Source organism: Lactobacillus sp. ESL0680, assembly GCF_029392855.1.
In the GTDB taxonomy this organism is placed as follows: domain Bacteria; phylum Bacillota; class Bacilli; order Lactobacillales; family Lactobacillaceae; genus Lactobacillus.
Map to the genome: position 1 here is coordinate 685,985 of NZ_CP113945.1, position 6,636 is coordinate 692,620.

Here is a 6,636-nt window from a genome sequence, read left to right on the forward strand (position 1 = left end):
TGTTTTGAGCGAAGGTGAAGTTGTTCAAGTAATCGGCCCAGTAGTCGATGTTAAATTTCCACTTGATAAAAACCTACCTGATATTAACAACGCTTTGCGCGTAGTCATATCAGAAGATACTTCTGTTGTCCTTGAAGTTACACTTGAGCTTGGTGATGGTGTCTTAAGAACAATTGCCATGGAATCTACTAATGGTCTCAGACGCGGGATGAAGGTTGAAGACACAGGCGGTCCAATTTCAGTACCAGTTGGTAATGATACTTTGGGTCGTGTGTTCAACGTTTTGGGCAATCCGATTGATAATGGTCCTGAATTTAGTAAGGATCATCCGCGCAACAGCATCCACAGGGAAGCTCCTAAGTATGCTGAACTGACAACTAGTCAGGAAATTCTTGAAACAGGAATTAAAGTTATTGATTTGCTCGAACCTTACGTTCGAGGAGGTAAAGTTGGTCTATTTGGTGGTGCCGGTGTTGGTAAAACCACCATTATTCAAGAGCTAATTCACAACATTGCACAAGAGCACGGTGGTATTTCTGTGTTTACTGGTGTTGGTGAAAGAACTCGTGAAGGTAATGACCTTTACTTTGAAATGAAGGCTTCAGGTGTTTTAAGTAAAACTGCCATGGTCTTTGGTCAGATGAATGAGCCGCCTGGTGCCAGAATGCGGGTTGCTCTGACTGGTTTGACTTTAGCTGAGTACTTCAGAGATGTTGAAGGACAAGATGTTTTGCTCTTTATTGATAACATTTTCCGGTTTACTCAGGCTGGTTCAGAAGTTTCCGCTTTGCTTGGTCGGATGCCAAGTGCCGTTGGTTACCAGCCAACTTTGGCTACAGAAATGGGTCAATTGCAGGAACGAATTACTTCAACAACGAAGGGTTCAATTACTTCAATTCAAGCCGTTTATGTGCCAGCCGATGACTATACCGACCCAGCTCCAGCTACGACTTTTGCTCACTTGGATGCTACAACCAACTTGGAACGTAGCTTAGTTGAGCAGGGTATTTATCCAGCCGTTGACCCACTTGAATCAACTTCTAGTGCTTTGGATCCAGAAATTGTTGGTAAAGAACACTACGAAGTTGCTACTGGGGTACAGCATATTTTGCAACGTTACCACGAATTGCAAGATATTATTTCCGTTTTGGGAATGGACGAATTATCCGATGAAGAAAAAGTAATCGTTAGCCGGGCACGGAAGATCCAATTCTTCTTGTCACAAAACTTCTTTGTTGCCGAACAATTTACGGGTGTTCCCGGTTCTTATGTACCAATTAAGGATACAATCAAGGGCTTTAAGATGATTTTAGACGGTCACCTTGATGACTTACCTGAAGATGCTTTCCGTAGTGTTGGTCCAATCGAGGATGTCCTTAAAAAGGCACAAGAGATGGGTGTTACAGCTAGCGACCCAGCTGCAAAAGCATTATTAGAAAAGTAGGGTGATGTCAAATGGCAGATCCAGAGAAACTTTTTTTGGTAAATGTTGTCACTCCTGATGGCGTGATCTATTCGCATCATTCCAGTATTGTGGAAATGCGGGCAATTGATGGTCAACGTTCAATCATGTACAATCACTTGCCGATATTAACTCCGCTGACAATTGGCGAAGTTAAGGTTAAGCGTAGTCAAGAAATGAACGAGGCTGTTAATCATATTGCTGTAAGTGGCGGTTATTTTGAATTTTCAGATAACGTTGCTACAATTATTGCTGACAGTGCTGAACGTGCCCAAAACATTGATGTTTCACGGGCACAAGCTGCTCGTGATCGAGCACAAAAGCGCATGGAAGAAGCAAAGGCACAGCATGATCAACGTTCATTACAGAGAGCTCAGGTTGCGTTAAAACGGGCTGTAAACCGGATTAGTGTTTACAATTCTGATAATTAGTAATATGAGTTTTAAACGGATGCACGAGAGTGTATCCGTTTTTTGTTAATAAAGAAAAGCGAGAAGTAGAATGTTTCAACTTGGAGTTCATGCCTTAATCAGCATTGTAATCTACCTGATTACCATTGGTTTATCCTTTCAAATCATGAAAAGTGTCCGTATTGAAAAGATTATCCGCAAGGGCAGAACCTTTGAGGCGCAACTATTGCTGATTTTTGCGGCAATTGGACTTGGCTTTTTAGTCGGCAATTTTTTTGTGACCCTGATTGATACGTCATTGCAATTAAGCAATTTCTTTTAAGACTTGGTAAAAAGGTAAAAGTCAAAGGAAAAGCTGTTTTCTTTATGGTAAAATGAACAATGAATATTTATGGAGGATTATCGTGGCACGAGATATAGGAATCGATTTAGGGACAGCCAATGTGCTTATCAACGTCTCCGGCAAGGGGATTGTGTTAAATGAGCCATCAGTAGTTGCTGTCAACACAAGTACAAACAAAGTGGTAGCAGTGGGAACCGAAGCATATAAGATGGTTGGCCGGACTCCGGGCAACATTCGGGTTATTCGTCCACTTAAAAATGGGGTAATTGCCGATTTTGACATTACCGAAGCGATGCTATCGTACTTTATTGAAAAATTAAATGTAAAAGGCTTCATGTCCAAGCCAAATATTTTGATTTGTGCGCCAACTGGTGTAACTTCAATTGAGCAGAAAGCAATCATTCAGGCAGCTGAAAAATCTGGTGGCGGTAAAGTCTACCTTGATTTTGAGCCGAAGGTTGCTGCTGTCGGTGCTGGTTTAGATATTTTTAAGCCGCAAGGTAATATTGTGATTGATATTGGTGGGGGAACAACTGATATTGCTGTTCTGTCAATGGGCGAAATTGTCACCAGTCAATCTTTGCGTTATGCCGGCGACCACATGAACCAAGCAGTTGTGTCTTACATTAAGAACAAGCATAATTTATTGATTGGTTCGCGAACAGCCGAACAGATTAAGATTGAAATTGGCAGTGCATTTGAGCCAGATAAAGATGAAACTATTACGGTTCGTGGCCGAGACATGGTTGATGGCTTGCCTAAGCAGGTAACTGTTTCCGCACCTGAAATTCAGGAAGCACTGCAAGACGGTCTGATGACGATTATTGCCTCAACCAAAGAAGTTTTGGAGAAGACCCCGCCGGAGTTATCCGCTGACATTATTGACCGCGGAATTATGCTTACTGGTGGTGGGGCACTGCTCAAGAACATTGATAAGCTGATTTCATACTATTTGAAAGTTCCTGTTTTGACAGCTGACCACCCATTAGAAGCTGTTGCCTTGGGGACAGGTACCTTGCTTAAAAATATTGAAAAGCACCAACGTCATTAATTCGCGGGGGAAGTTAACTTGCGTAAGATTTTGATTTTTTTAGTTAAAATTTATCAGAACTTGATTTCACCGATTTTGCCGCCGACATGTCGGTACTATCCAACGTGTTCAACATATATGATTGATGCTCTGACAAAGCATGGTTCCTTGTTGGGGCTGATTATGGGCATTAGCCGCATTTTGCGGTGTAATCCGTTTGTTCGCGGCGGTGTTGATCCTGTTCCTGATAATTTTACTATTTTTCGTAATCCTCATCCTGAAAAGTATGAGGATGAGATCATTGCAAGAAAATTTCACCCAGATGTGAAGTAGGAGATAAAATGTCAAAAAAACCAGAGAATATTAATATTGAAATCAATGAAGTCAAGGGCAAAGAAGTCCCGACTTGGGAAGTGGTTATCCCGAACAAAAAGTCAATTGGCTTAATTGAAAAGATCACCGGTCGTTATCGGGCTACAACTGTTAAAACTAACAATGTTTTATACGCAAAGACACTCGAAAGTAGTGTAAATGATTTATTGTCATACTTTGCGCTACATGAAAAATAGATGTGATAACTAATGGTAAAAGTAGAAAATAAAACGGATTTATTTGACCGGATTGCGTGGAATATTGTTATTCCTGTTGTCTTGCTTGCCTTAGTGGGTCTGTATTCGATTTATTTTGCGGCAATTGATGATCCTAGTCACATGGGCAGTCCGATAAAATCGGTCGTTATGCAGGGACTGTGGTATATCATTTCTCTTGCAATTGTTGTCTTCGTCATGCAATTTGACGCGGATCAATTATTGCGCATCGCTCCGTATATTTATGGCTTCGGCATTATCTTGCTGATTGCCGTCCTGTTTTTCTATAATCGCGGCGTTGCGGGAGATACAGGTGCTAAGAGCTGGTTTAAGTTAGGGCCAATTTCATTTCAGCCATCAGAAGTCATGAAGCCGGCATTCATCTTGATGCTGGCGCGTGTTGTCCATGAGCATAACCAGAAGTTTGCGCATACGATTAAAAATGATTGGCTGTTGATTGGTAAAATGGCTGGCTGGCTTTTGCCGATTGCGATTTTGTTAAAATTGCAAAACGACTTCGGTACCATGCTGGTGTTTATCGCCATTGTTGGTGGAGTTGCCTTAGTTTCGGGTATTTCCTGGAAGATTATTGCTCCGATGTTTGCTGCCGTATTTGTTTTGGCAGCGGTTGTGATTTTCATGGTAACGACACCTGGCGGGCAGGCTTTTCTTAGCCATTTCTTTCAGGCATACCAGTTTAAGCGAATTATGTCCTGGCTCAATCCGGCAACTGACACCTCAAAGGGTGCTTATCAGTTGTGGCAAAGTATGCAGGCTATTGGCTCCGGACAGTTGTTTGGTAATGGCTTCGGTAAGTTGAGCGTCTATGTGCCAGTGCGCGGCTCAGACATGGTGTATTCGGTTATCGGCGAGTCATTTGGCTTTGTCGGCAGTGTCGCTGTTATCTTGCTTTACTTGTACCTAATCATCCAAATGGTTAAGATTACCTTTGATACGCGGAATGCTTTTTATTCTTACGTATCCACAGGGGTTATCATGATGATTTTGTTCCACGTTTTTGAAAATGTGGGCATGAGCATTGATTTACTGCCACTTACAGGGATTCCATTACCGTTTATTTCACAAGGTGGTTCAGCCTTGATTGGGAACATGATCGGGATTGGCATGATTTTATCCATGAAATTCCATAATCGGGATTACATGTTCAGTCAAGCTGGCGACTTTTAAATATAAAAAAAGCATTCAACTCAAGTTGAATGCTTTTTTGTGTTATCTAATAATTATTTAGTTAAAGCTGAATTTTCTTTTGAACGGCAAACTAAAATGTCACAATTTGCGGTTCTAGTAACGTATTCAGTTACGCTGCCAATTAATAGACGCTCAACAGCGTTAAGACCAGTGGCACCAATGACAATCAAGTCAATTTGATGCTTCTTAGGAAAATCATGCGCAATAATTGCTTTTGGTGAGCCGAATTCAATTGAAAAATGAACTTCCTGCACACCTGCTTGTTTGGCGTCCTTGTAGTATTGTTCCATTTTTTCTTTTGCATCACTAGAAACTTGTTCAATCATTTCTGAGTCAAAGCTCGACACATTTTGGAATGACCGCGTATCAATAACGTGCAGAATTTCTAATGTTGCGTCGTTGCGCATGGCAACAGAAATTGCTTTTTTGAAGGCTAAGTCAGCCTCTTTAGAACCATCAACAGCGACTTGGATGTGGTGATATTGTTTCATCATTTAAAAACACCTCTTTCACCATCTATTTTACCAAATTTTTGGTTAATTATTCATTCTTTTGATTAATTAATAGGCTAAAAATCAAAATAGTTAGCGAGCTAATAATCAAAGTAAGCAAGTTGAGATAGCGATTTCGCTGTAGTAGTAGGAAAATACCCAAAATTATTTCAATCATAAGCAGTATCGAGGTCCAACGCATAATTGTCTTAAAATTAGCGGTACTTTTGCTGCTATAGATCAAAAATTGCTTGTCTTGACAGTGCCAGAGATAAAGGGACGTTATCAGTAAAATCAAAAGATAAATTCCCATAATAATTTTAATAGCCATAAAAACTCCACAAAAAAACGGTCAAACGACCGTTTACTTAAATTTCAAAATAAATCCGAGCTGACCAAACATAGCATAATGACGCTTGTTGAACCCGCAGTGTTCAAAAATTGAGTAGTAGCGCAGCGAATATGGATCCTATTCTATGATAGTTTTCCGATTCGGTAGTTATTTACTAACTCGCACGTCTTTAGTTTGATCGGTCAACTTTAATACATTTAAGCCTGTCGATCAACTCAGATCAGTTATTATACTACCCAAGATCAGAATAAATGTCAAGTTCAAACCTTTTTATGTATTTGCACATTAGTTAATTCGAATTTTATATAGTTATTTTTCTATAATTTAATTAAGTAAACACTTTTTAATATCTAAGCTATATATAGTATTATACCAAGCATAAAAGAATATTTTATAATTTATAACTGCTAAATAATAGTTAATAAATAATTAAATATCTTGGCTAATCTGGATAGTTAGCAATTTTATATTTGATATCATGCTCTAAAAATTTAAGTAGATGCATTTTTCTATAACCGTTTTATTAAGGCACAAGTTATATAAATAATGTAACTCGTATAAATTATTATTAATGCCTAAAATATTATTTTCGTTATGTTATTTTATTCGTGTATAGTTATTAGCTATACTATATTTTTAATTAATTGATGTTTTTTATTATAGCTTATTATTAAATATATGTTTATATTTGTTATTTATAAATGAATTACTTTTAATATAAAATATATTTACAATATTTCCTCGATAAATTA

The 6,636-nt window shown here is 38.9% G+C and carries 8 protein-coding genes; 7 read left to right on the top strand and 1 reads right to left on the bottom strand.

Annotated elements, in window-relative coordinates; translation table 11 throughout:
- Window positions 1-4: 4 nt before the first annotated feature.
- The 7 genes from atpD to OZX58_RS03515 all read left to right on the top strand — a co-directional run bounded on the left by atpD (window position 5) and on the right by OZX58_RS03515 (window position 5,020).
- The gene (atpD, locus tag OZX58_RS03485) at window positions 5-1,444 is read left to right on the top strand and encodes a F0F1 ATP synthase subunit beta (RefSeq protein WP_277129777.1); all 1,440 of its coding nucleotides are present in this window, start codon (window positions 5-7) and stop codon (window positions 1,442-1,444) included.
- A gap of 11 nt (window positions 1,445-1,455) precedes the next feature.
- Window positions 1,456-1,893, top strand: a complete 438-nt coding sequence (locus OZX58_RS03490) for a F0F1 ATP synthase subunit epsilon (RefSeq protein WP_277129776.1) — start codon at window positions 1,456-1,458, stop codon at window positions 1,891-1,893.
- A 70-nt stretch (window positions 1,894-1,963) separates the two neighbouring features.
- Window positions 1,964-2,194, top strand: a complete 231-nt coding sequence (locus tag OZX58_RS03495) for a DUF1146 family protein (RefSeq protein WP_277141518.1) — start codon at window positions 1,964-1,966, stop codon at window positions 2,192-2,194.
- An 82-nt stretch (window positions 2,195-2,276) separates the two neighbouring features.
- Window positions 2,277-3,266 carry a rod shape-determining protein gene (locus tag OZX58_RS03500; protein ID WP_277129774.1) on the top strand — a complete coding sequence of 330 codons (990 nt, stop codon included), beginning with the start codon at window positions 2,277-2,279 and terminating at the stop codon, window positions 3,264-3,266.
- 18 nt (window positions 3,267-3,284) lie between these two features.
- Complete coding sequence (gene yidD / locus OZX58_RS03505) at window positions 3,285-3,578, top strand: membrane protein insertion efficiency factor YidD (RefSeq protein WP_277141520.1); 294 nt, start codon at window positions 3,285-3,287, stop codon at window positions 3,576-3,578.
- 8 nt (window positions 3,579-3,586) lie between these two features.
- Entirely contained in the window at window positions 3,587-3,814 is a 228-nt protein-coding gene (locus OZX58_RS03510) for a DUF2969 domain-containing protein (RefSeq protein WP_277129772.1), read from the top strand.
- Between the two features lie 12 nt (window positions 3,815-3,826).
- Window positions 3,827-5,020, top strand: coding sequence for an FtsW/RodA/SpoVE family cell cycle protein (locus OZX58_RS03515; protein WP_277141522.1), 1,194 nt, complete (start codon window positions 3,827-3,829; stop codon window positions 5,018-5,020).
- Window positions 5,021-5,073: 53 nt separating this feature from the next.
- Here the strand turns inward: OZX58_RS03515 and OZX58_RS03520 are convergent, their stop codons facing one another.
- Window positions 5,074-5,535 carry a universal stress protein gene (locus tag OZX58_RS03520; protein ID WP_277141524.1) on the bottom strand — a complete coding sequence of 154 codons (462 nt, stop codon included), beginning with the start codon at window positions 5,533-5,535 and terminating at the stop codon, window positions 5,074-5,076.
- Window positions 5,536-6,636 lie beyond the last annotated feature (1,101 nt).

Coding starts and splice junctions, on each gene's coding strand:
- OZX58_RS03490 (WP_277129776.1), top strand. CDS start 1,456: ATGGCAGATCCAGAGAAACTTTTTTTGGTAAATGTTGTCACTCCTGAT.
- OZX58_RS03495 (WP_277141518.1), top strand. CDS start 1,964: ATGTTTCAACTTGGAGTTCATGCCTTAATCAGCATTGTAATCTACCTG.
- OZX58_RS03510 (WP_277129772.1), top strand. CDS start 3,587: ATGTCAAAAAAACCAGAGAATATTAATATTGAAATCAATGAAGTCAAG.
- OZX58_RS03515 (WP_277141522.1), top strand. CDS start 3,827: ATGGTAAAAGTAGAAAATAAAACGGATTTATTTGACCGGATTGCGTGG.
- OZX58_RS03520 (WP_277141524.1), bottom strand. CDS start 5,535: ATGATGAAACAATATCACCACATCCAAGTCGCTGTTGATGGTTCTAAA.